Below are 20,147 nucleotides of genomic sequence, written 5' to 3' on the forward strand. Positions count from 1 at the left end.
GCCATACTCGGAGCACTCTCGCGTCGGGTGCGAAGCCGCCCCCGACGCGGCGGAGCGCACATCTCGGGGGAGGGGTCGGTCATGGGGGCAGAAGTCGCTGCGATCATCGGCGTCGTGGTCGTGCTCGCAGATCTCGCGATCCGCATCGCCGCGCTGATCATCGTGCCCCGAGGGCGCAAGCCCACGGCCGCGATGGCGTGGCTGCTCGCGATCTTCCTGATCCCGTTCGTCGGCATCCTCTTCTTCCTGCTGATCGGCAGCGTCAAACTGCCGAGGAAGCGCCGCGAGAAGCAGCAGGAGCTCAACCGCCTCATCGCCGAGCGCGCTGAGCACGTCGACCTGGCCCCCGACCGGGCTTCGTGGCCCGACTGGTTCGCCTCGCTCACCGAGCAGAACCGGGTGCTCGGCGCGCTGCCGGCAGCCGGGGGCAACACTGCGCGACTCATCGGCGACTACCGCGGGTCGATCGACGCCATGGCCGACGAGATCGACACCGCCACGAGATTCGTGCACGTCGAGTTCTACATCGTCTCGTTCGACGAGACCACGAAGGGCTTCTTCGGCGCCCTCGAGCGTGCGGTGCAGCGCGGCATCACCGTGCGGGTGCTGCTCGACTCCGTGGCCTCGAATCGAGCCGCCGGACACGACGCGACGTACGCCGAGCTCGACCGCATCGGCGTCGCCTGGGCCTTCATGCTGCCGGTGCGGCCGCTCAAGGGCCAGTACCAGCGGCCAGACCTGCGCAATCACCGCAAGCTCGTCGTCGTCGACGGGCTGGTCGGGTTCATGGGCTCGCAGAACCTCATCGACCGCAGCTACAACTCGAAGAAGAACCTCGAACGAGGGCTGCAGTGGCAAGAACTCGTGACCCGGGTCACCGGGCCGGTCGTGACCGCGATCGACGCCGTGTTCGTCTCGGACTGGTACCTCGAGACCGACGAGCTCATCGGCGACGATGAACGGGTCGCCGCGGCCGCGGTGCCTGCCGACGAGTCATCCGCTGCGCTCGTCTGCCAGGTGGTGCCGAGCGGGCCCGGATACGACGCCGAGAACAACCTGCGTCTCTTCCTCACGCTCGTGAATTCGGCGCAACGCCAGGTCATCATCACGAGTCCGTACTTCGTGCCCGACGAGGCGATGCTCTACGCGATCACCTCGGCGTGCTACCGCGGGCTCGACGTGCAGCTCTTCGTCTCGGAGATCGGCGACCAGGGCTCGGTCTGGCACGCGCAGCGCTCGTACTACCGGGCCCTGCTCACCGCTGGCGTGAAGATCTGGCTGTACCCCGGCCCGTACATCCTGCACGCCAAGCACCTGTCGATCGACGACGATGTCGCCGTGATCGGCTCGAGCAACATGGACATCCGCTCGTTCAGCCTCAACTCCGAGGTGTCGCTGCTCGTGCGCGGCGCCTCGTTCGTGGCCGACATGCGGGCGGTCGAGCAGGGCTACCGAGACGCCGGGCGCCAGCTCACGCTCGAGGAGTGGGAGCGCGAGCCCGCCTCGGCGACCTTCCTCGACGGGGTCGCGCGTCTCACCTCTGCGCTGCAGTAGTCAGCCGCGCCGCCAGTAGTCAGGCGCTGAGGTCGGCTTGCGCCGAGGCATCCGCCGCTGCCTTCTCCCACGGAGCCGGGAACGGGAAGTAGTGCTCGAGGAACTCGATCACGGCGGCCGTGCGCTCCTCGACTGAGATCTCGGGAAAACTGCCGTCGTTCAGGCAGAACATGTCGTGGTCGCGGCGCTTCAGCAGCTGCTTCATGGCCGGCAGCGCCTGGCGCAGCGTCGTCTCGACGTACTTGACCTTGGCGTCGGTCTGCACCACCGCGTGACCCGTGAGCAGCGAGTAGTAGTGGTACAGCGAGTTGGTGACCGAGATGTCGGTCGCCGAGCGGAAGCGGCTCGCGGCCGTGCGCCGGAACTCCTCGGGGAACGCCCCCTCGAGCTCGGCCATCACGCTCTTGCGCAGCGGTGCCGCGCAGTGCTCGAGGTGACGGGTGGTGACCTTGCCGAAGCGGTCGCGCAGCAGTGCGCGGTTGACCCGCGCCGCGTTCTCGAAGCCGCTGCGGCCGGGGTGCGTCGATCCGAGGCCGATGCGGGTCGCCGCCTCGACGAACTTCGTGATGCCGCCGGGCGAGAAGAAGAGCGAGGGGCGGAGCGGGCGGCCGAAGAACATGTCGTCGTTCGAATAGAGGAAGTGCTCGGCGAGCCCCTCGATGTGGTGCAGCTGGCTCTCGACGGCGTGCGAGTTGTGCGTCGGCAGCACCGAGGTGTCGGCGAACATCTCTTCGCTGCGCACGATCGTGACCTTGGGGTGCTTGGCGAGCCAGGCCGGGGCGGGTGAGTCGGTCGCGATGAAGATGCGCCGCACCCACGGCGCGAACAGGTGCACCGAGCGCAACGCGTACTTGAGCTCGTCGATCTGCCGATAGCGGGCCTCGGAGTCGTCGCCCTCGCCGACCACGTAGCTCTGCATGCGCTTCGCCCGCTCGCGGATGAACTCGTCGCTCGAGCCGTCGACCCACGAGAAGACCATGTCGATCTCGAAGTCGACGTCGCTCGCGAGTGGCTCGAACATGTGCTCGAGCGTCGGCCAGTCGCGACCGTGCAGGTGCACGACGTCGTCGGTCGTCTCCGAGCGCGGCAGCGTGCGGCGCATGAGCGCGTTCTCGGCGGGGGCCTCGATCGTGTCGTCGCCGAACCGCCAGAACTCGATCTGCACCGCGGTCTCGCTGCCGTAGCGCAAGCGCCCGATGGGCTCGATGCGGGGTCGGTAGACGCGCAGCACCGTGGGCTTGCGGCCGGCCGAGAGCCGGCCGTCGGCGAGCAGCACCGGGTGGGTGTCGGCCGCACGCGTCGGAGCGAGGGTCGCCGCGTAGAAGGGTTCGTCGGCGAACGCCTCGGCGAACGCCTGGGCGACGCGCTTGCGATCGGCGCGGTCGACGGCGATCACGGGCCGGTCGTCGTTGCCGCGAACGAGCAGGAACGGGATTTCGGCGGCGTCGAGCGCCGCCGCCACGGTGAGCAGGTCTTCGACCATCGATTCCTGCGGCGTCATGTGGCCGTTGCGCAGGGCGTACTGTCCCTTGCGGATGACGAGGTCGTCGCGATCGAACCGGAGCGCACGGTTCGCGGACTCGACGAGCACGAGTTCCGACGCATCGGAGAGCCGCAACGGCGGCGTGGGCGTCGCCTCCCGCCGCGCGAACGCGTGTCCGTCGTGCTGCTGCCGGTCAGGGGTTCGATCGCGGTCGGTTCTCGTCACGGAGCGGTGGCCTCCAGGGGTCGTGGGGTGGGAGCGCGCGGAGCGCGATGCTCTGATTGTACGCAAGGCCGGGGTGGGAACAATCTCGTCCTCTGGACGTCTTGACAGCATGCTGTCAATCACGCCAAGATGACAGCATGCTGACAAACATTGCATCGAACGAACGAGTGGTCGTGCTGTACGCGACCGACACCATGGCCGATTGGGAGTACGGCTACCTCGTGGCCGGCCTCGGCATGACGGGAGGCGCGATCCGTCTCGTCGTCGCGAGCGAGAATGCGGCCGAGGTCACCACGATGGGCGGCATGCACGTGCGGCCGGATGCCGCGCTCGCCGAGCTCGACCCCGAGCGCATCGCGATGCTCGTGGTGCCCGGCGCCGACACCTGGGCCGAGGGGCACGAGCAGGTGCTCGCGCTCGCCACGCGCCTCGTCGCGGCCGGAACGCCGGTCGCCGCCATCTGCGGCGGAACGCTCGGGCTCGCCCGCGCCGGGCTGCTCGACGAGCGAGCCCACACGAGCAACGCGCCCGAATTCCTCGAGCTCGCCGCCGGGTACGCCGGGCAGGCGCACTACTCGCACGACCGCGCCGTCGTCGACCGCGGAGTGATCACCGCCGGCGCCACCGCGCCGCTCGAGTTCGCGAAGGCGGCCTTCGAGATGCTGAGCGCCATGCCGCAGCCGGTGATCGATGCCTGGTACGGCCTCTACACGACCGGCGAGCGCCGTTACTACGACGCGCTCGTCGGCGCAGCCTGATGGGCAGGCGGAGTCCCGCCGGCGACGCCCTCACGGCCCTCGTGCTGCCGGCCTTCGAGCTGAACGGGGAGTTCCTCGATGCGGCTCGCGAAATCGCCGGCCCAGCGGGCTTGACCCCGGCGCAGTGGCAAGTGCTCGGCGCGACGCTCGACGGCGGCCTCGCCGTCGCCGAGATCGCCCGCCGGGTCGGTCTCGGGCTCGCTCGCCAGAGCGTGCAGCGCACTGCCGATCAGCTCGTCGAACGCGGCTGGGCCGAGTACGTCGAGAATCCGAGGCACCGGCGAGCGAAGCTCCTGCAGCCCACTCCCGACGGGCGCGCCGCCGTGACTCGCCTCGGCGCTGCGCAGCGTGCGTGGGCCGACGCCGTCGGAGCAGAGCTCGGGGCGGAAGAACTGCAGGTCGCGCTCGACACGATGCTGCGCATCATCGCCGCGTCGCGGCGGGTGCGGGGCATCGCCGACTGATCGAGTCGCAAGATCGAGCGGGCGGGGCCGCTCGGTTCAGTGTGGCGCCGGATGACGCGAACTTACGCCGCGGGTCGGCGGGCGTGGCGGCATCCGATCGCCCTGTCTAGCGTTTCGAGCATGTCACGCACCATCTCGCTCGTCGCCGTCTCGGGCAGCCTGCACGCGCCCTCGAAGACCACTGTGCTCACCGCCGAGATCCTCGCGTCGTTCGCCGCTGCGCTCGGCGAGCACGTCGAGGTCGAGACGCATCTCATCGAGCTCAGTGAGATCGGCCGCGAGTTCACCGGGGCGCTGCGTCGCGACGAGCTGAGCCCGGTCGCCGAGGCCGCCATTCGCCGCATCGAGTCGGCGACGCTGCTCGTCGTGGCGAGCCCCGTCTACCGGGCGTCGTTCACGGGCCTCTTCAAGCACGTGTTCGACTTCGTCGGGCAGTACTCGCTCATCGACAAGCCGGTGCTGCTCGCCGCCACGGGCGGGAGCGACCGGCATGCGCTCATCATCGAACACCAGTTCCGGCCGCTGTTCTCCTTCTTCCAGGCGCTCACCCTGCCGCTCGGGGTCTATGCGAGCGATGCCGACTTCGTCGACTACCGTATCGACTCCGAGGCGCTTCGCGAGCGCATCGCGCAGGCCGTCGGGCGCGGGGTTCCGGTCGTGCGCGGCACCTTCTCGGACGTGGTCTCGGAGTACGTCGCGACGTGGTGACCCGGTGGGTCGCGGCCTGCGGCCCGGCCTGAGAGTTCAATGAGGATCACTCGACTCCACTGGGAGTCGGCGTACCGTTGAATGAGCAGAACGCAAGCCCAATACCGTGTGCCCGGACCCCGCGTGCGGCGACCTCGAGAGGAGGTCGTCATGACCGCGGAGGTCTCGCCGGTTCGGCTCACTCGACCGAGAACGGGTGACGGGCGCGCGACGCCGGCCAGCGATTTCACGGAGCTCGCCCGCCAGATCAAGGACGCGGGCCTCATGCGGCGCCGCTACGGCTACTACTGGACGAAGCTCATCGCCGTGCCCGTCGCGTTCGCGGCGGCGATCGCCCTGTTCATCTGGATCGGCGACTCGTGGTGGCAGATGTTCATCGCCGTTGGATTCGCCGTGCTGTTCACGCAGACGGCCTTTCTCGGGCACGACGCCGCGCATCGCCAGATCTTCCGCTCCGGCAAGTGGAACGACTGGGCGAGCCTCATTCTGGGCGGGTTCGTCGGCATGAGCTACGGATGGTGGCAGCACAAGCACACCCGTCATCACGCGAACCCCAACCAGGTCGGTGTCGACCCGGATATCGATCTGCCGGTGGTCGCCTTCACCCCGGAGCAGGCCGAACGCCGGCGAAGCCCCATCGCCCACTGGGTCATCGGGCACCAGGGCGCCTTCTTCTTCCCGATCCTGCTGCTCGAGGGCCTCTCGCTGCATGCGTCGAGCGTGCACCGCGTCTTCGCTCGAGAGCGGCTGCCGCACCGCACCGCGGAGACGCTCGTGCTCGCAGTGCGCATCATCGGGTTCGTGGCCCTCGTGTTCATCGTGCTCTCGCCCGACAAGGCGGTGGTGTTCCTCGCGATCCAGCTCGGCCTCTTCGGCTTCTACATGGGCGCCTCGTTCGCACCGAACCACAAGGGCATGCCGCTCGTGCCGAAGTCGATGAAGCTCGACTTCCTGCGTCGCCAGGTGCTCATGAGCCGCAACATCCGCGGCAACCGGTTCATCGACGTGCTGATGGGCGGGCTCAACTACCAGATCGAGCACCACCTCTTCCCGTCGATGCCGCGACCGCACCTGCGCCGCGCCGCACCGATCATCGAGCGCTACTGCCTGCGCCACGATGTGTCATATACCCAGACCGGGCTGTGGCAGTCGTACGGCATCGTGCTGCGCTACATCAATCGGGTCGGGCTCGGCGAGCGGGACCCGTTCGAGTGCCCGCTCGTGGTGCAGCGGGCGTCGATCTGAGCGGTCGCCGTGACGTCGTGTGACCCTCGATTGAGGCGTGTGACGGCCGGTTCCCCTGTGTGACGGGCACCCTCGCGACATCCGTTCGGCCTCCCTAGCGTCGGGGCAGGAGGTCGAAACATGACACGACTCATCATCGGCGCAATGGTCAGGGCGATCGGGGCGTATCCCTCGGGCTGGCGGTATCCAGGGGCCCATCGCGACCCGCGCGCCGACGCCGCCGTGCTGCGGCGCGCGGCCGAGGTGGCCGAGGCGGCACGGCTCGACTACCTCTTCTTCGGAGACTGGCTCGCGACGGGGCACGACCTCGAGTTCCGCGATCCGTACCTCGTGGCGCGCATCGACCCGATCTCGGCGATCACCTACCTCTCGGGCATCACCTCGCGCATCGGCCTGATCGCCACGGCGAACACGAGCTACTCCGATCCCTACACGCTCGCGCGGGCGACGGCGTCGGTCGACCTGCTCTCGGGCGGGCGGGCCGGCCTCAACCTCGTGACCGGCGCCGAGCCGCGCGCCGCGGGCAATCACGGGCTCGACTTCCACGCGGCGAACGAGTCGCGCTACGACCGCGCCGTCGAGTTCGAGATCGTGCTGCGCCGGCTCTGGGACTCCTTCGAAGACGATGCGATCGTCGCGGATGCCGCGACCGGCGTGTACCTCGACCCGCAGAAGCTGCACGCCACGGACTTCCACGGCGAGCACTTGAGCGTCACCGGGCCCTTGAACGTGGCGCGCCCGGTGCAGGGCCACCTGCCGATCGTGCACGCCGGCACCTCGCCGCGGTCGCGGCTCTTCGCCGCGCAGAGCGCCGACCTCGCGCTCGTCGCCGTGAGCGGTCTCGAACACGCCGTCGCGATTCGAGAGGAGCTGCGGGCGCTCGCCTTCGAATCGGGCCGCGACGATCGCACGCTCAAGGTCATCGCCCCGGTGCTGCCGATCGTGGGCGAGACCCGCGAGCACGCGCAGTCGATCGCCGACGAGCTCAGCGAGCTCGTGCAGATCGCCGAGGACTGGCCCGACGGCCCGCCGGCCGCGTTCCCGGCCAACCGCTCGCTCGCCCAGCTCGCCACCCTCGTCGGCGTCGACCTCTCGGGCCTCTCGCCCGACCGGGCGGTCACCCCCTCGCTCGTCGCTGCGTTCAGTGCCCCCGGGCAGGAGCTCGTCGAGATCGTCGCCGAGCGCACCGGCCGCAACCCGGGCGGGGATCGCCCGCCCACCCTGCGCCATCTCGTGGTCGCAGCCTCGGTGAACGCCTCGATGATCGTCGGCACGGCCGACGACGTGGCCGCCGAGTTCGAGGCCTGGGGTGAAGCGGGCGCCGTCGACGGGTTCAACGTGCTCTCGGCCGTGCAGCCCCAGCAATTCGAGGCGTTCGCCCTGCAGGTTGTGCCCGAACTGCAGCGCAGGGGGGTCTTTCCGACCGAATACGAGGGCGAGACCCTGCGCGAGCACCTCGGTCTCGGCCGCCCCGGCAACGTGCACGTGTCGCCCGGTGACGTCTCGTTGCAGGGCATTTCACCCCGTGACCGCGCGGGTCGCAGCGCGGTTGAGACGGCCCCGAGGCATCCGTAGTTTCGACCCCACGCCTCCACCAAGGGCCGTCACGATCCGTTCCCGACCGAAGGAAGACCACCAGATGTCCACCCCACGCACCTTCCGCCGCCTCGCCGTCACGGCAGCCGCCGCGCTCGCCGCCGTGAGCCTGCTCGCGTCGTGCGCAACGCAGACCACCGCGACGGATGCCGCCACCGGCGGCGACCCCGTCGAAGGCGGCACGCTCACCTACCTCGAGCACCAGCCGCACACGACGCTCTACCCACCCCAGGCCGGCTTCTACCCGAACGGCGGCATCGTCAACAACATCACCGCACGTCTCACCTGGCAGGACCCGGAGTCGCTCGAGATCGAGCCGTGGGTCGCGACCGAGTGGACGGTGAACGCGGATGCCACGGAGTACACCTTCGAGCTGCGTGACCACGTGACCTTCTCCGACGGCACCGTCGTCGACGCCGCTGCGGTGGCCAAGAACTTCGACACCTACGGGCTCGGCAACACCGAGCTCGGGCTCACGGTGTCGGAGGCGATCAACAACTACGCCTCGAGCGAGGTCGTCGACGCCGACACGGTCACGTTCCGCTTCTCGGCGCCGGCCCCCGGGTTCCTGCAGGCGACGTCGACGATCAACTCGGGGCTCCTCTCGCCAGAGACCCTCGACCGCAAACTCGAGGAGTTCGGTGCGGGCTCGTCGACCGAGATCGTCGGCTCGGGCGCGTTCGTCGTCACCGAAGAGGAGATCGGCACCTCGCTGCGCCTCGAGGCGCGTGACGACTACGACTGGGCGCCGCCCTCGTTCGAGCACCAGGGCCGTGCCTACCTCGACGCGATCGACCTCGTCGTCGCCCCTGAAGACAGCGTGCGCATCGGCTCGCTGCTCGCGGGCCAGGCCGACGTGATCCGTTATGTGCAGGCGTTCGACGAGGCGCAGGTCTCGGGCGCGGGCTTCGAGATCATCGCGGCGCCGACGCGCGGCGTGAACAACTCGATCGGGTTGCGCTTCACGAACCCGCTGCTCAGCGACCTGAAGGTGCGCCAGGCGCTCGTGCACGGCGTCGACGCGCAGGAGGTCGTCGACACGATCTTCACCGAGAACTACCCGGTCGCGACCTCGCAGCTCGCCTCGACAGCGGCCGGCTACACGGATGAGTCCGAGGCGCTCGCCTTCGACCCCGAACTCTCAGAGGAGCTGCTCGACGAGGCCGGCTGGCAGGTCGGTGCCGACGGCGTGCGCGAGAAGAACGGCGAGCGCCTCTCGCTCACGGTCTACGAGGCGAAGCCGCAACCGCTCTCGAAGCAGACCCTCGAGCTCGTCAGCCAGCAGCTCGCCAAGATCGGCGTCGAGCTCAACGTCAAGGCAGCGGATGCCGGCAGCTACGCAGCAGACATCCTCGATCCGCTGAAGACCCCGCTCTACCACTCGATGGTCGGACGCGCCGACAACGACGTGATCAAGAGCCAGTACTTCACGAAGAACCGCAACACCCTGCTCTCGAACGACGCGAAGCTCGACGAACTGCTGACCGCCGTGGCATCCGAACCCGATGCCTCCAAGCGCGACGAGGCCTCGGCCGCCGTGCAGGACTACCTCACCGAGCAGGCGTACGTCATCCCGCTCTTCGAGGAACCGCAGGTCTACGGCGCCGCGCCCTACGTGCACGGCTTCGCGACCGAGGCCGTCGCCCGCCCGCAGTTCTACGACACCTGGCTCGACGAGAAGTAGCCGATGCCGTATCTCGCACGCCGCGTCGGGCAGGCGCTCGTGGTGCTCGCACTCGCCTTCACGGTGACGTTCGTGCTGCTGCAGGCGCTGCCCGGCGACGCGATCCTGATCAAGTTCGAGAGCCCGGAGCTCGGGCTCTCGCCCGAGCAGATCGCCGACATCCGTGCGAGTTACGGCGCCGACGTGCCGGCCTGGCAGCAGTACCTGCACACCGTGTCGGGATTCCTCGTCGGGGACTTCGGCTACTCGGTGCAGTACGGCACGCCCGTGCACGAGCTGCTCGCGGCAGCCCTGCCAGAGACGCTCGCGCTCGCCGGGCTCGGGTTCCTCGTCGCGGTGCTCATCGCGGTGTCCGTCGCGTTCCTCTCGACACTCGCGCCATTCGCGTGGTTGCGCCAGGCACTGCGATCGTTGCCCGGCGTCTTCGTCTCGGTGCCGGTGTTCTGGCTCGGCATCGTGCTGATCCAGGTGTTCTCGTTCCAGCTGAAGCTCGTGCCGGTGATCGGCGCAGATCCGGTGCAGTCGCTCATCCTGCCGGTGCTGACGCTCGCGATCCCGATCTCGGCCCCGCTCGCGCAAGTGCTCGCCCGGTCGATCGACGACGTGGCGCTCTCGCCGTTCGTCGCGGTGGTGCGGGCCAAGGGTGCAGGGCCGGCACGAGTGCTCTGGCGGGATGTCGCACGCAACGCGTTGCTGCCGACGATCACGATCGCCGGTGTGCTGATCGGCGAGCTCATCGGCGGCGCGGTCGTGACCGAGACCGTCTTCGGTCGCGCCGGCGTCGGGCGGCTCACCGAGCAGGCGGTCGCCAATCAGGACGTGGCCGTGCTGCAGGCGATCGTGATCCTCGCGGCGGTGGTGTTCGTCGTCGTGAACCTCGCGGTCGATCTCGTGTACCCCGTGCTCGATCCACGGTTGAAGCGGAAGGCGGTGGCGGCATGAGCGCGACCGCTGTCGAGACGCGCCCTTCGTCGAGTGCTCCGCAATTCGCGACCGACGGTCGGCGACGGCTCCGCGGCATCCGACCCGGGCTCGTGCTCGCCTGGCTCGTGATCGCCGTCGTGCTCGCGTGGGCGGTCGTGCCGTGGCTCTTCACCGGGCAGGACCCGATCAGCGGCGTCCCGGCCGAGAAACTGCAGGCGCCGAGCCTCGCCCATCTCTTCGGCACCGACGCGATCGGCCGAGACCTCTTCACCCGGGTCGTCTACGGCGCCGTGCACTCGCTCTCGGGCGCGCTCGTCGCGGTCACGGTCGGCCTCGTCGTCGGCACGCTGCTCGGCGTGCTGGCCGGCTCGCTGGGCGGGGTCGTCGACGCGATCGTGATGCGCATCGTCGATGTGCTGCTGTCGATCCCGGGTCTGCTGCTCGCACTGTCGATCATCATCCTGCTGGGGTTCGGCACCGTGAACGCGGCGATCGCGGTGGGCGTCGGCTCGATCGCGGCCTTCGCGCGACTCTCGAGGTCGGAGGTGGTGCGCGTGCGGCAGAGCGACTACGTCGAGGCGGCGTTCGGTTCGGGGGCTCGCCTGCACACGGTGCTGTTCCGTCACGTGCTGCCGAACTCGCTGACCGCCGTGATCGGGCTCGCCGCCCTGCAGTTCGGCGCCGCCATCCTCGCGATCTCGACCCTCGGGTTCCTCGGCTACGGCGCGCCGCCGCCGACACCCGAGTGGGGCCTCCTGATCGCCGAGGGGCGCAACTACGTCGCCACCTCCTGGTGGCTGACCGTGCTGCCCGGACTCGTCGTCGTCGCGGTCGTGCTCTCGGCCAACCGCATCAGTCACGCCCTCGGGAGGAACCGATGACCGCACCGCTGCTCGCGATCGAGCACCTCGACGTCGCCTACCGCGCCGCGAGCGGGCCGCGCCGCGTCGTGCACGACGTCTCGTTCGACGTGCAGCCGGGCGAGGTCGTCGCACTCGTCGGCGAGTCGGGCTCGGGCAAGACGACCACGTCGAGCGCGGTGCTCGGGCTGCTGCCCGGGGGCGGCCTCGTCGAGGCCGGCGCGATTCGGCTCTCGGGCGTCGACCTCGCCGGCTGGAGCGACCGACGGCTGCAGAGCGTGCGCGGTGCCCGCATCGGCTACATCCCGCAGGACCCGGTGTCGTCGCTGAACCCCGTGCGCCCGATCGGCGTGCAGCTCGCCGACGCGTTCCGCATCCACGGGCGGGGCGACCGCCGCGACATCCGTGCCCGAGTGCTCGACCTGCTCGACCGGGTCGGGCTCGACGACCCGGCGCTGCGGGCGAAGCAGTACCCCCACGAGCTGTCGGGCGGCATGCGCCAGCGCGTGCTCATCGCGAGTGCCGTGGCCCTCGAGCCCGAACTCGTGATCGCCGACGAGCCGACGAGCGCCCTCGACGTCACCGTGCAGCGGCGCATCCTCGACCTCATCGACGTGCTGCGTCGCGAGCACGGCACGGCCGTGCTGCTCGTCACGCACGACCTCGGCGTCGCGGCCGAGCGGGCCGAGCGCGTCGTCGTGATGCAGCACGGCGGCATCGTGGAGCAGGGATCGACGGCGGCGGTGCTCGACGCGCCCGCCGAGGCGTATACGAGGCAACTGCTGGCGGATGCCCCGGGGCTCGGCGAGCACGAATTCCGCCACCCGCGCCCCCCGCTCTACCTGCGCGACGCGAGCGTCGCCGCGGCCGAGAACCCGTTCGCCCTCGAGGCATCCGGCCTCGTGAAGGAGTTCTCGCTCGGCCGAGGTCGCGAGCCGTTCCGTGCCGTCGACGACGTGTCGTTCACCGTGCTGCGCGGCACGACGCACGCGATCGTGGGCGAGTCGGGCTCGGGCAAGACCACCACCGCGCGCATCGTCGCGAGGTTCGTCACGCCTGACGCGGGCGAGGTCGCGCTCGGCGGCGAGCCGGTGAGGGCGCTCGCGGGGGCGGCCAAGCGGGTGTTCCGGCGTCGCGTGCAACTCGTCTACCAGAACCCGTTCGCCTCGCTCGACCCGCGCCAGTCGGTGCAGGAGATCATCGCCGAGCCGCTGCGCAACTTCGGCATCGGCGATCGGCGTTCGCGCGCGGCATCCGCTCGGCAGCTCATCGACCGGGTCTCGCTGCCCGCCGCCCTCGCGACGCAGCGGCCCGGCGAACTCTCGGGCGGCCAACGGCAGCGGGTGGCGATCGCCCGCGCGCTCGCCCTCGAACCCGAGCTCGTCATCCTCGACGAGGCGGTCTCGGCGCTCGACGTCACGGTGCAGGCGCGCATCCTCGAACTGCTCGAACAGCTGCAGGGCGAGCTCGGCCTCAGCTACCTCTTCATCTCGCACGACCTCTCGGTCGTCGCCCGGCTGAGCCACTCGGTGTCGGTCATGCGCCGCGGCCGCATCGTCGAGGGCGGCGCGACCGAGCAGGTCTTCGGCGCCCCGCAGCACGACTACACGCGGGAGCTGCTCGAGGCGGTTCCCCGGCGTGCTGCGGCTGACGCGCGCGGCGCCAGCGACAGACCCAGCGCATCCAGCCCTGCCAGCCCCGCCAGCCCCGCCAGCCCCGCACGCTCCACACGAAAGGCACTCGCATGACGCGCATCGGATTCTTCACCAGGCTGCTCGACGACGCTGGGCCGGCCGAGCGCTACCGCATCGCGACCGAGCAGATCGTTGCCGCCGAGCGGCACGGCTTCGACTCGGCGTGGGTCGCGCAGCATCACTTCCACGCGGCCGAGGGCGGGCTGCCGTCGCCGTTCGTGTTCCTCGCGCACGCCGCCGCGTCGACCTCGCGCATCCGGCTCGGCACCGCGATCGTGACCCTGCCGCTCGAAGACCCCGTGCGCGTGGCCGAAGACGCCGTCGTGCTCGACCTGCTCTCGGGTGGCCGGGCCGAGCTCGGGCTCGGTTCGGGCGCGAACCCGGCATCGTTCACCGCGTTCGGGCAGCGCTCGGAGGACCGCGCGGGCGTGTTCGCCGAGAAGCTCGATGCGCTCGTCGCCGCGCTCGCCGGCGGCGCGCTCGGCGACGACCGCAATCGACTGCAGCCCACCGGCCGCGACCTGCTCGGTCACGTCTGGCAGGCGACGTTCTCGGCGCCCGGCGGCACGCGCGCCGGCCGTGCCGGCCACGGACTCATGCTCTCGCGCACCCAGCCCAGGTCGGCGGATGCTCCGCGGGCATCGCTCTCGGCACTGCAGCAGCCGGTCGTCGACGCCTACCTCGAGTCGCTGCCGCACGGGGTGCCGCCGCGGATCCTCGCCTCGCGCACCCTCTTCGTCGCCGACTCCCGCGATGAGGCTCGTCGCTACGCCGAGGCCGGGCTGCGCCGGGCAGCGGCCGGCTTCACTCGCACCGGGCAGCCGCCGTTCGGCGACTCGCTCGACGAGCTCATCGCCTCGTACGACACCCACGTCGGCACCGTCGACGAGGTGATCGAGTCGCTCGCCGCCGACACGGTGGCGACGCAAGCGAGCGACGTGGCGTTCCAGGTGCACTCCGTCGACCCGCCGCACGAGCTCGTGCTGCGCTCGATCGAGCTCATCGCCCGCGAGGTCGCCCCGGCCCTCGGCTGGGGGAGCGGCCACGTTGCGCGTGCGCCACAACTCGTCGAGTAGCGCCTGCCCCGCTGGTCGAGTAGCGCCCGACGAAGGAGGACGCGTATCGAGACTCCGAGGGATGTCGATACGGCCCTGGCGGGCCTCCTCGATCAGCGAACAACGAACGACCGAAAGGAAGCACCCATGACCGACATCATCGACCAGCTCGCGGGGCTGGCGCCCGGCGGTACCGTCGACGCGCTGCGGCGGCATCGCCCCGCCACGCGCGACAACGCGCAGGCGAGCTACGACGCCCTCTTCACCCACTTCGACGAGGCGCACGCAAGCCTCGCCGAGCGGGCCGCGATCGCGCAGTTCGTCGCGATCCTGCATGATGACGTGCCAGTTGGCGAGCACTACGTCGCACTGAACCGCCGAGCGGGTGACGGTGCGCTCGTCTCGACGATCGCCACGCTGGCGGCCGCCGCGCGCACGACCGGGCCGTACGGCGAGTACCCCGCCGACGGGCCGTTGGCTCCCGAGAGCGTCGTCGGGCCGCGCTTCGCGGTCGACGACGAGGTTCGAAGCGTGCTCGGCGAGCGACTCGCCGCGGCGCTCGAGCACGCGCACCTGCTGGTGTTCCGCCCGCGCGAGTCATCGGTCGCGGCACTCGCGGCACTCGGCGACGCCGGCTGGTCGACCGACGGCATCGTCACCCTCTCGCAGCTCGTGTCGTTCCTCGCGTTCCAGTTGCGCGTCGCGGCCGGGCTCCGCCTGCTCACCACGAAGGACGCAGCATGACCGAACAGACGATCGACCACCCCGTGGCACAGCCGGTGACGGATGCCTCGGACGGCACGCCCGTGCGCATCCTCACGCACCCCGGGGCGTCCGTGCCCCTCGCGTTCACGCAAGCCGAGCTCGACTGGCTGCCGTGGCTCGAACCCGCCGACGAGGCGACGCTCAGCGAACGCCAATTCGAAGGTCTCGTCGACCGCTCGCGCGCGAAGAGCGACTACTTCCGGCTGCTCGTGCGCGATCCCGACATTCTGCGGGCCCGCACGCTCACCGACAAGGACATCTTCTACAACGCCAAGGACGGCCTGCCCCGCGCCGAGCGGGAGCTCGCCGCCGCCGCGACGAGCCGCTTCAACGGCTGCATCTTCTGCGCCTCGGTGCACGCGCGATTCGCGACCCACCACTCCAAGCGCCACGACGACGTGCAGCGGTTGCTCGACGAGGGCATCGACGGCGAGCAGGATGCCGCGTGGCGAGCCGTCATCGACGCGGCGGTCGCGCTCGCCGCCACACCGTCACGACTCGAGTCGCGCCACCTCGATGCCCTGCGCGCCGCTGGGTACGACGAGCAGGCGGTCTCCGACGTGATCCACTCGGCGGCGTTCTTCAACTGGGCGAACCGGCTCATGCTCTCGCTCGGCGAGCCCGAGAACCCGCCCGGCGAGTGAGGTGATGGCCGCCGGTGTCAGCCGCTCGTTGCGCCGGCGGCCGCGTCCGCTGAGTCGGGCGCCGGCGCTGCCGGCCCCCGCAGCACCCGCAGCAGGATCGATCGCAGCGCACCGAGGTCGTCGCCCCCGATCGGGCCGAACAACTCGTCGGCCACGGCCTTGGTTCGCTGCTGTGCGAGGCGCAGCTCCGCCTCGCCTTCGGCGGTGAGGCGGAGCAGCGCGACCCTGCGGTCGCGGGCGGATTGCGTGCGAGTGAGGTGACCGAGCCGCTCGAGGTCGTCGACCACCCGCACCATGCCGGTCTTGTCGGTGCCGAGCTGGGCGACGAGGTCGCGCTGCGTCTCGACGCCGTCGCGAATGAGGAACATCACCGAGACGTGGCGGCTCGTCAGGCCCATCGGGCGCAGCTCGGCGTTCAGCCCTGCGGTCGCCCGTGAGTACACCTGATGCAGCAGTACGCCAACCTCGATCGCGACCTGCCCCTCGTTCTCGCTCATACGACGAGTCTGCCGTAACTCGATCCGAACGCAACTGATCCAGATGGATCTAATTCGGGGTAGGCTCCGACCATGTCAACTTCCCACGAGGTGCTGCGTTCGCCCGAAGAGTCCCGTTCGCCCGAGTCGAGCCATGCTGCGCCGCGCTGGCCGTTCCGGTTCCTGCAGGTGGCGCTGTCGGTGACGGCGGTGCTGATGTTCGGCGAGGCGGTGCTCGCCGGTCAGTTCATGGCGGGCGATCACTCGGCATTCGCGATGCACCGCGAACTCGCGACGGTGGCGGGCATCGCGGTGATGGTGAGCATCGTCGCGGCGGTGCTCGTTCGGTGGGTGGGGCGCGGGCCGTGGTGGCCCATTGCCGCGACGACCGGCCTGCTCGCCCTGATGTCGCTGCAGGCGTTCGCAGGGTTCCGTTCACTCACCGCGCTGCACGTTCCGCTCGGGGTGGCCGTGATCATGCTCACCGTCGCACTGGCGACCTGGGCGTGGTGGAAGCGGTGACGAGCCGCGCCGCAGCGCCGAGCGAGTGTGTCGCAATGTGTCGCGGTGTGACACCCCATGGCGCGCGATGATTGAGGCCGAGCGCACTCCTCCGTAGCGTCGTCGCCAGACCGCCAGCTGAGGAGAATCCGTGATCGGCATCGAGGAGCGCACCGCCCGTCGGGGCTCGAGCCTCGCTGCCCAGACGGATGTCGCGGCGTCGCTGCCGACCAGCGCTCCGGGCCCGCTCGCGGTGCTCGCCGACGCCGGGCTCGAGGTGCCGGTGCTCGGCGGCGGGCGTGTACGCCACGTGAACCTCGACGTCGCGGCATCCGCCCCCGCTCTGGAGGTCGTGACGCAGCAGGTGGCTCGCGTACTGCCGTACTACGCGAGCGTGCACCGCGGGTCGGGGTATCCCTCGCAGGTGTCGACGTCGCTCGTCGAAGAGGCCCGCCTGACCGTCGCGCGACACGTCGGCGCTCGCGACGACGACCTCGTGGTCTTCACCCGCAACACGACCGACGCGCTCAACCTGCTCGCGGCGGCGGTGCCCGGCGACACGGTCGTGCTCGACCTCGAGCATCACGCCAACCTGCTGCCGTGGCGATCGCGCCGCGTCGTCGAGGGGCGGGCGACGATCGACGCCACGCTCGACGCGCTCGATGCCGAGCTCGCCCGATGTCCCGCCGCGCTGCTCTCGGTGACGGGCGCCTCGAACGTCACCGGTGAGGTGCTGCCCATCGATCGGCTCGCCGCGATCGCGCACGCCCACGGTGCGCGCATCGCCGTCGATGCCGCGCAACTGCTGCCGCACCGCCGCGTCGACCTCGCGGCATCCGGCATCGACTACCTCGCCTTCTCGGGTCACAAGGCCTATGCGCCCTTCGGCGCCGGGGCGCTCGTCGGCCGTGGCGACTGGCTCGACGCAGCACCTGCCTACCTCGCCGGCGGCGGCGCCGTCGCAGCGGTGCGCATCGAGGGCGTCGACTGGAAGCAGGGCGTCGATCGGCACGAGGCCGGCACGCCGAACGTGGTCGGCGCTGTGGCGCTGGCCACCGCGCTCGTCGAGCTCGAGCGACTCGGCGATGAGGCGCGACACGAGCACGAACGGGCGCTCTCCGATCGCCTGCACGACGGGCTCGCCGCCCAGGCGGGGGTCCGGGTCATCCGCGGGTTCCCGGGGGCGTCGTCGTCGGTGGGTGCCGTTGCACATGAGGCGGTCGACCGTCTCGGCATCGCCACGATCGAACTCGAGCGCGGCTCGGTCGGCCTGCTCGCCGCGGCACTCGGCGCCGAGCACGGCATCTCGGTGCGCGCCGGTCGATTCTGCGCCCACCCCTTCTTCGAGCGCGCGGCGACCCGGTCGAACGGGCTTCGCGCGAGCCTCGGTGCCGGCAGCTCGGCCGACGACATCGACCGGTTCCTCGACGCATTGGCCCGGCTCATCGCCGACGGCCCGGCGCACGACTACGACCACTCGCCCGCCGGCTGGTGCCCGCGGGTCGACGACCGGCCCTGGCCGAGCTTCGCCGGCTGACGCAGGTTCCTGAGCCCGCGAGTCTCGCGTCGCCTCGCGTCGCTGACGTCGCACCGCTCGCCGAGGTGATGCTGAGGGGTGCGCGCGCCCGCGCGGCGGCGTAGCGTTGAACGTGGGAGCCGTCGATGGACCTCGACCGTGCACGTCTGTTCGCTCGCCGCGACGAGTTGCGGCGCGTGATCTACGGCACGCCCGGCGGCGACACGGCAGAGGCCATGACCGAGCTCGCCATCGTCGAGCGGCAACTCGCTGAGCTCGATGCGCGCGACGAGCGCGAGCGGCTCGCGCGCAGCGCCCGCCTCGAACGAGGCGCGGCGGCAGCGGCTGCAAGCGTCACCTCCGGCACGAGCGAGCCGAGCGATGCCAGCCGGCCTCACTGGTGGCGAAGACCCGCGATCGTCGGCGCGGGCGTGCTGGCCGTCGCCGCCATCGGTCTCGGCATCGCCATCGCGATCGGCTCATCGCCGAACCTCGGCGACTCGCCGCGCGGACTCGAGGTCTTCGACCGCGGCCGTGACGCCGTCGATGCCGGCCCTCGAGCCTTCGTCGCCGTGCTCGGCACGGAAGCAGTCTCGACCTTCCGAAGCATCGGGCACGCCGTCGGACACGATGTGTGGGTGTTCCGCGATGACGGTGACGTCTGCATGATCGCCCAGCGTGAACAGTGGAGCAGCTGGGGCGCGAACTGCGTGACCGAGACGGAGTTCGCGCGCCGCGGCATCCGGCAGTTCATCACCGCCGACGAGTTCGGCGATCAGGAACCACCGGTCGGGCTGCATCCGGCGAGCGCCGTCGAACTCGTGTGGACCGAGCGATCGACGGGCGTGGAGTGGTCGATCGTGCCGCTCACGGAGGCGTCGGTCGATGGCGTCTGGGTGTTCGTTCCGGCGCCGGTCGACGACGGGCCGACGCCGATGACCTACGACGAGTGGTCGTCGTCGGGCGCCGTCGCCCGCTGAGCGCCCAGGCAGGCGAGCGGTCGCGCAGAATTCGCCGTTCCCACAGCGCGCGCGATGCGCCACACTGAGCGCATGGGATCAGCGTTGACCACCATCGGATTGCCCCTCGCCCTCGGCATCATCATGTTCGGGCTCGGCCTCTCGCTCACGCCGGGCGACTTCGCGCGGGTCGCGAAGCATCCGAAGGCCGTGATCGTCGCCCTGCTCTGCCAGCTGCTCGTGCTGCCCGCGCTCTGCCTGGGGCTCGTGCTCGTGTTCCAGCTGCCGCCGGTGCTCGCGGTCGGCATGATGCTGCTCGCGGCGTCGCCCGGTGGCACGACGGCGAACCTCTACAGCCACCTGTTCCGGGGCGACGTGGCCCTGAACATCTCGCTCACCGCGATCAACTCGGTGCTCGCCGTCTTCACGCTGCCGCTCATCACGAACCTCGCGATCGCCTACTTCCTTCCCGGCGACGAGACTCTCGGCCTGCAGCTCGCCAAGACGCTCGAGGTCTTCGCGATCGTGCTGTTGCCGGTGGTGCTCGGCATGCTCGTGCGGTGGTGGCGCCCGAGTTTCGCCGACCGCATGGACACGCCGGTGCGCATCGCCTCCATCGTGATCCTCGTGATCGTGATCGCCGGCGCGATCGTCTCGAACCTCGAACTGCTGCTCGAGAACGTCGCGAGCCTCGCCGGCATCACGGTGGTGTTCTGCCTGCTGAGCCTCACGGTCGGCTTCGTGGTGCCGCGGATGCTCCGGGTCGACCGCGCCCAGTCGATCGCGAGCTCGTTCGAGATCGGCATCCACAACGCGACCCTCGCGATCGTGATCGCCCAGACCGTCATCGGCAGCGTCGAGATGAGCCTGCCCGCCGCGGTCTACGGCGTGCTCATGTTCTTCGTGGCCCTCGCGTTCGGCTTCCTGATCCGAGGCCGCGGCGCGGCACCAGAGCGAGCGGATGCCGCAACGGGCGCGGTGCCCGCGGCCGGCCCGTCATCGCGATGAGCTGAAGGGGGCTGCCCGGTTCGCAGCT

19 protein-coding genes are annotated in these 20,147 nt (G+C 70.4%); 17 read left to right on the plus strand and 2 right to left on the minus strand.

What is annotated here, in order from left to right; translation table 11 throughout:
* The first annotated feature begins 81 nt into the window (after positions 1–81).
* Entirely contained in the window at positions 82–1,554 is a 1,473-nt protein-coding gene (gene cls / locus H521_RS0102115) for a cardiolipin synthase (RefSeq protein ID WP_022891380.1), read from the plus strand.
* Between the two features lie 19 nt (positions 1,555–1,573).
* On the opposite strand, the gene H521_RS21010 is transcribed toward cls, so the two are convergent.
* Positions 1,574–3,145, minus strand: coding sequence for a stealth family protein (locus tag H521_RS21010; RefSeq protein WP_245560931.1), 1,572 nt, complete (start codon positions 3,143–3,145; stop codon positions 1,574–1,576).
* Positions 3,146–3,399: 254 nt separating this feature from the next.
* Between H521_RS21010 and H521_RS0102125 the strand changes: the two genes are divergently transcribed.
* The 12 genes from H521_RS0102125 (at position 3,400) to H521_RS0102180 (ending at position 15,659) form a co-directional block, all read left to right on the plus strand.
* Positions 3,400–4,020 carry a DJ-1/PfpI family protein gene (locus H521_RS0102125; RefSeq protein WP_022891382.1) on the plus strand — a complete coding sequence of 207 codons (621 nt, stop codon included), beginning with the start codon at positions 3,400–3,402 and terminating at the stop codon, positions 4,018–4,020.
* Positions 4,020–4,484: a MarR family winged helix-turn-helix transcriptional regulator gene (locus H521_RS0102130; protein WP_022891383.1), complete on the plus strand. Its 465-nt coding sequence runs from the start codon at positions 4,020–4,022 to the stop codon at positions 4,482–4,484. The genes H521_RS0102125 and H521_RS0102130 overlap by 1 nt, the downstream gene beginning before the upstream one ends.
* A gap of 120 nt (positions 4,485–4,604) precedes the next feature.
* Complete coding sequence (gene msuE, locus H521_RS0102135; protein WP_022891384.1) at positions 4,605–5,192, plus strand: FMN reductase; 588 nt, start codon at positions 4,605–4,607, stop codon at positions 5,190–5,192.
* A 150-nt stretch (positions 5,193–5,342) separates the two neighbouring features.
* Positions 5,343–6,437 (plus strand): fatty acid desaturase family protein, encoded by a 1,095-nt coding sequence (locus tag H521_RS0102140; RefSeq protein ID WP_022891385.1) that lies wholly within the window; start codon positions 5,343–5,345, stop codon positions 6,435–6,437.
* Positions 6,438–6,557: 120 nt separating this feature from the next.
* Positions 6,558–8,012, plus strand: a complete 1,455-nt coding sequence (locus H521_RS21015; protein ID WP_022891386.1) for an NtaA/DmoA family FMN-dependent monooxygenase — start codon at positions 6,558–6,560, stop codon at positions 8,010–8,012.
* A gap of 64 nt (positions 8,013–8,076) precedes the next feature.
* Entirely contained in the window at positions 8,077–9,717 is a 1,641-nt protein-coding gene (locus H521_RS0102150; protein WP_022891387.1) for a TIGR04028 family ABC transporter substrate-binding protein, read from the plus strand.
* A 3-nt stretch (positions 9,718–9,720) separates the two neighbouring features.
* Complete coding sequence (locus tag H521_RS0102155) at positions 9,721–10,659, plus strand: ABC transporter permease (RefSeq protein ID WP_022891388.1); 939 nt, start codon at positions 9,721–9,723, stop codon at positions 10,657–10,659.
* Positions 10,656–11,522, plus strand: a complete 867-nt coding sequence (locus tag H521_RS0102160; protein ID WP_022891389.1) for an ABC transporter permease — start codon at positions 10,656–10,658, stop codon at positions 11,520–11,522. The genes H521_RS0102155 and H521_RS0102160 overlap by 4 nt, the downstream gene beginning before the upstream one ends.
* On the plus strand, positions 11,519–13,249 hold the full coding sequence (locus H521_RS21020; protein WP_022891390.1) for a dipeptide ABC transporter ATP-binding protein: 1,731 nt from the start codon (positions 11,519–11,521) through the stop codon (positions 13,247–13,249). The genes H521_RS0102160 and H521_RS21020 overlap by 4 nt, the downstream gene beginning before the upstream one ends.
* Positions 13,246–14,271, plus strand: coding sequence for a putative FMN-dependent luciferase-like monooxygenase (locus H521_RS0102170; RefSeq protein WP_022891391.1), 1,026 nt, complete (start codon positions 13,246–13,248; stop codon positions 14,269–14,271). The genes H521_RS21020 and H521_RS0102170 overlap by 4 nt, the downstream gene beginning before the upstream one ends.
* 126 nt (positions 14,272–14,397) lie before the next feature.
* Entirely contained in the window at positions 14,398–14,994 is a 597-nt protein-coding gene (locus tag H521_RS0102175) for a CMD domain protein (protein ID WP_022891392.1), read from the plus strand.
* Entirely contained in the window at positions 14,991–15,659 is a 669-nt protein-coding gene (locus tag H521_RS0102180) for an alkylhydroperoxidase domain protein (RefSeq protein WP_022891393.1), read from the plus strand. Before H521_RS0102175 ends, H521_RS0102180 begins: the two co-directional genes overlap by 4 nt.
* Positions 15,660–15,676: 17 nt before the next feature.
* On the opposite strand, the gene H521_RS24840 is transcribed toward H521_RS0102180, so the two are convergent.
* Positions 15,677–16,156, minus strand: coding sequence for a MarR family winged helix-turn-helix transcriptional regulator (locus H521_RS24840; RefSeq protein ID WP_022891394.1), 480 nt, complete (start codon positions 16,154–16,156; stop codon positions 15,677–15,679).
* 72 nt (positions 16,157–16,228) lie between these two features.
* Here H521_RS24840 and H521_RS24845 point away from each other — a divergent pair, with 72 nt between their 5' ends.
* From H521_RS24845 to H521_RS21040, 4 genes are all read left to right on the plus strand, one after another.
* Positions 16,229–16,657 (plus strand): hypothetical protein, encoded by a 429-nt coding sequence (locus H521_RS24845; RefSeq protein ID WP_022891395.1) that lies wholly within the window; start codon positions 16,229–16,231, stop codon positions 16,655–16,657.
* Between the two features lie 130 nt (positions 16,658–16,787).
* On the plus strand, positions 16,788–18,173 hold the full coding sequence (locus H521_RS21035) for an aminotransferase class V-fold PLP-dependent enzyme (RefSeq protein ID WP_022891396.1): 1,386 nt from the start codon (positions 16,788–16,790) through the stop codon (positions 18,171–18,173).
* A gap of 125 nt (positions 18,174–18,298) precedes the next feature.
* Complete coding sequence (locus H521_RS0102200; protein ID WP_022891397.1) at positions 18,299–19,132, plus strand: hypothetical protein; 834 nt, start codon at positions 18,299–18,301, stop codon at positions 19,130–19,132.
* 72 nt (positions 19,133–19,204) lie between these two features.
* Positions 19,205–20,119 carry a bile acid:sodium symporter family protein gene (locus tag H521_RS21040; RefSeq protein ID WP_022891398.1) on the plus strand — a complete coding sequence of 305 codons (915 nt, stop codon included), beginning with the start codon at positions 19,205–19,207 and terminating at the stop codon, positions 20,117–20,119.
* Positions 20,120–20,147 lie beyond the last annotated feature (28 nt).

This window comes from Agromyces subbeticus DSM 16689, from assembly GCF_000421565.1.
GTDB classification, from domain to species: Bacteria; Actinomycetota; Actinomycetes; order Actinomycetales; family Microbacteriaceae; genus Agromyces; species Agromyces subbeticus.

Coding starts and splice junctions, on each gene's coding strand:
- cls (WP_022891380.1), top strand. CDS start 82: ATGGGGGCAGAAGTCGCTGCGATCATCGGCGTCGTGGTCGTGCTCGCA.
- H521_RS0102125 (WP_022891382.1), top strand. CDS start 3,400: ATGCTGACAAACATTGCATCGAACGAACGAGTGGTCGTGCTGTACGCG.
- H521_RS0102130 (WP_022891383.1), top strand. CDS start 4,020: ATGGGCAGGCGGAGTCCCGCCGGCGACGCCCTCACGGCCCTCGTGCTG.
- msuE (WP_022891384.1), top strand. CDS start 4,605: ATGTCACGCACCATCTCGCTCGTCGCCGTCTCGGGCAGCCTGCACGCG.
- H521_RS0102140 (WP_022891385.1), top strand. CDS start 5,343: ATGACCGCGGAGGTCTCGCCGGTTCGGCTCACTCGACCGAGAACGGGT.
- H521_RS21015 (WP_022891386.1), top strand. CDS start 6,558: ATGACACGACTCATCATCGGCGCAATGGTCAGGGCGATCGGGGCGTAT.
- H521_RS0102150 (WP_022891387.1), top strand. CDS start 8,077: ATGTCCACCCCACGCACCTTCCGCCGCCTCGCCGTCACGGCAGCCGCC.
- H521_RS0102155 (WP_022891388.1), top strand. CDS start 9,721: ATGCCGTATCTCGCACGCCGCGTCGGGCAGGCGCTCGTGGTGCTCGCA.
- H521_RS0102160 (WP_022891389.1), top strand. CDS start 10,656: ATGAGCGCGACCGCTGTCGAGACGCGCCCTTCGTCGAGTGCTCCGCAA.
- H521_RS21020 (WP_022891390.1), top strand. CDS start 11,519: ATGACCGCACCGCTGCTCGCGATCGAGCACCTCGACGTCGCCTACCGC.
- H521_RS0102170 (WP_022891391.1), top strand. CDS start 13,246: ATGACGCGCATCGGATTCTTCACCAGGCTGCTCGACGACGCTGGGCCG.
- H521_RS0102175 (WP_022891392.1), top strand. CDS start 14,398: ATGACCGACATCATCGACCAGCTCGCGGGGCTGGCGCCCGGCGGTACC.
- H521_RS0102180 (WP_022891393.1), top strand. CDS start 14,991: ATGACCGAACAGACGATCGACCACCCCGTGGCACAGCCGGTGACGGAT.
- H521_RS24840 (WP_022891394.1), bottom strand. CDS start 16,156: ATGAGCGAGAACGAGGGGCAGGTCGCGATCGAGGTTGGCGTACTGCTG.
- H521_RS24845 (WP_022891395.1), top strand. CDS start 16,229: ATGTCAACTTCCCACGAGGTGCTGCGTTCGCCCGAAGAGTCCCGTTCG.
- H521_RS0102200 (WP_022891397.1), top strand. CDS start 18,299: ATGGACCTCGACCGTGCACGTCTGTTCGCTCGCCGCGACGAGTTGCGG.
- H521_RS21040 (WP_022891398.1), top strand. CDS start 19,205: ATGGGATCAGCGTTGACCACCATCGGATTGCCCCTCGCCCTCGGCATC.